This is a genomic window from Actinoplanes sp. NPDC048791 (genome assembly GCF_040650095.1).
GTDB lineage: Bacteria > Actinomycetota > Actinomycetes > Mycobacteriales > Micromonosporaceae > Actinoplanes.
Genome location: NZ_JBEZGQ010001328.1, coordinates 1 through 1,953 on the forward strand (window position 1 = coordinate 1; position 1,953 = coordinate 1,953).

A 1,953-nucleotide genomic window follows, 5' to 3' on the forward strand; every position below is an offset into this window, starting at 1 on the left:
GTGACAACGGCAGCCGGCCACCGACGGCCGTGAGCGGCTGGCTGAGCAACGGCGAACGCGGTGGCGCGGCGCCGGGGTCGGCGATGGCGGCCCCGCGCGCGTGGCGGCCACCCCGGCAGAGCGCGGTGCGGAACCATTCCGTCTTCGTCGACATCGAGCTGTGGAGCGGGCCCGCCGACCAGCCGTACTGGTCGTGCCCGTTCCTGGCGGCCGTCTGGCAGCTGCAACGGCTGGGACTGATCCGGCACCTGGGCGAGCCGGTCGGTGACCCGCAGCTGATGAGCGCGGCCGACGTGCCGGCCGAGTGGGAGCGGATGCCGGCCGTCGTGCAGCTCAACCCGCGGGCGGCGCCGTTCCGGGCGTACCGGACGTTCACCGCGATGGCCGCCCGGTTCCTGCCGATCGAGCTGGCCGTGCGCACGATCCTGGGCCAGGTGGCCGTGGACGCCACGGTCGCGGAGCAGGTGCGGGAGCGGGCCACGGGCGAGGGCGTCGACCTGCCCGGCGAGGTCGTCGACCGGATCCGTTACGCGTTCCTGTAGGGCACCGGTCCGCCGTCGGCGCCGCGCGAGACCTCCCACAGCTCGCGGAAGAGCTGCGCGCACTCCTTGACCCGCGAGTCGGTCAGCACGAGGCGCGTCTCGGCGATCTGGGCGTGCTTGGGGTCGGCGGTGGTGGTCGGGTTGGTCTCGTACGCCAGGGTGTCGTCGAAGATGATCAGGTCCCGGACCTGGACCCGCAGCGGTGGCGGCACCGCCGCCCGGTCCAGCAGCCGCACGTCGATGCGCATCTCCCGCTGCTCCTCGCAGGCCCGCCGGATCGCCGGGTCGTCGGCCATGGCGGGCGAGTCCAGCACGAAGATGCGCCGGACCCGCTTGCCGCCGCCGGCGGCGCGCCGCTGGGCATCGAGATACCGCTGGCCGATCTCGCTCTGCCAGAGGTCGTGGTCGACGGCCGTCATGCTGATCGCGTCGATGCTCATCGTGGCGGTACGGGTCAGGCCCAGCAGCCAGTCCCGGTCCTCGCCGTAGTAGGTGACCGTGCCGCCCTCGGCGAGCTGCTTGAGGAAGTCCGAGGTCTCCCGGATCTTGTTCTGCACGAAGTGGTAGACGATCGGCGGCGAGGCCGGGGAGATCTGCGTCGAGTTGCGCACCAGCTGGGTGACCAGGTCGGTCTGCAGCGCCGACGCCTCGATCAGTCCGAAGAGCTCGGTGGCCTCGCTGATCTCGGAGAAGGCCGAGCCGACCATCGCCCGCATCTCGGTCATGCCGTCCTTCTCGAGCTGCTCGACCGCCGCGAGCCTGTTCTCGAAGTCGACCAGGAACCGCAGGATCAGCGCGATGCCACCGATCAGGATGGACAGCGTGATCTGCACGTGCTGCGGCTGGTTGAGCGCGTTGGTGATCAGGAAGGTCGCCCCGCCCAGACCCACGGTCAGCAGCGCCTTGCGGGTGACGCTCGAATGCTCGGACGACTGTCCGACCAGCGACATCACCGCGGGCCTGCCGCGGCCAGCGCCGTGACCGCGCCGACCGAGAGCTGGTCGCGGATGCGGTGCACCAGGGTGTCCCACTGCCGGCTGAAACCGGGCCGGCGGTCCAGGGCGGCCCAGACGGCGGCTGAGATCTCGTCACCCCGGGCGCCGGGCATCCACAGGTGCAGCAGATAGTCGATGGCCGGCAGCAGCCGTTCCAGGGCGGCGCGGCGTTCGACGACCCCGATGGCGCTCTTGCCGACGATCTCGAGCAGCGTGCTGAGCAGCCAGTCGTGCAGGGCGACGTCCTCGGCGAGCGCGGTCAGCTCCGGCACCGGCGGCGGCTGTTGACCGGGCACCGACAGCTCCAGCAGGCGCAGGTCGTCGGACCGGACCGAGTAGCGGACCCGGGGCGTGGCCGCTGCGCCGTTGTCGAACCGGGCCGTCCAGCGCAGCCGCGTCCGCGGCGCTCGTATCCG

3 protein-coding genes are annotated in these 1,953 nt (G+C 71.9%); 1 reads left to right on the plus strand and 2 read right to left on the minus strand.

Translation table 11 applies throughout. The features are described 5' to 3' along the window. The coding region (locus AB0C29_RS45975; RefSeq protein WP_360834342.1) for an SCO2522 family protein at nucleotides 1-542 on the plus strand (542 nt) is incomplete at its 5' end. Here AB0C29_RS45975 and AB0C29_RS45980 read toward each other — a convergent pair. Beyond that, nucleotides 527-1,492, minus strand: a complete 966-nt coding sequence (locus AB0C29_RS45980; protein ID WP_360834344.1) for a DUF6879 family protein — start codon at nucleotides 1,490-1,492, stop codon at nucleotides 527-529. The genes AB0C29_RS45975 and AB0C29_RS45980 overlap by 16 nt on opposite strands. Continuing rightward, nucleotides 1,492-1,953: SCO2521 family protein (locus tag AB0C29_RS45985; RefSeq protein ID WP_360834346.1), on the minus strand; the 462-nt coding region annotated here is incomplete at its 5' end. The genes AB0C29_RS45980 and AB0C29_RS45985, both read right to left, overlap by 1 nt.